The 514-nt window shown below is 54.9% G+C and carries 1 protein-coding gene; it reads left to right on the top strand.

The window, feature by feature from the left end:
• Positions 1-514: transposase (locus HMPREF2635_RS02015; protein ID WP_210401585.1), on the top strand; the 514-nt coding region annotated here is incomplete at both ends.

Genomic DNA, 514 nt, shown 5'->3' with positions numbered 1-514 from the left:
TCTTTCCGGTGAATCCGCAGACCATTTAGCTAAACGCCTTGGGGTAACCAGACGAACGTTGACCCGATGGTTCAAGCTTTTGTGGTTTATCACCGTGCCCACGTCTACTGACCCCTATCGTGTCTACGACCAGGTCTTTATCGACGGCACCTACTTTCACAAGAAATGCCTGCTGGTCGCCTGCACCAATACACACGTCATCGCCTGGCATTGGTGCCTGCGCGAAAGCTCATACGAGTACCTAAAGCTGCTCGACAAAATCGCGCAACCACTTATCGTCACCACCGACGGGGCAGGCGGAGCGCTCAAGGCACTGCGCATTAAATGGCCCGACGTGAAAATCCAGCGGTGCCTAGTTCACGTCCAGCGCAACACTTTCGCCGATATCAGCCGCAACCCGATTCACCCAGCGCATAAAGCAATCCGGAAACTGGGCTACATGCTTGTCCAAGTACGCAATCCCGACGATGCTGCGCGGTTTACAGCTGCAGTCCACCACACCCGCATCACCTTT

The sequence above is a fragment of the Corynebacterium sp. HMSC035E02 genome (assembly GCF_001836065.1).
Lineage (GTDB): Bacteria > Actinomycetota > Actinomycetes > Mycobacteriales > Mycobacteriaceae > Corynebacterium > Corynebacterium hiratae.
This window is presented reverse-complemented; position numbering and strand designations above follow the sequence as displayed.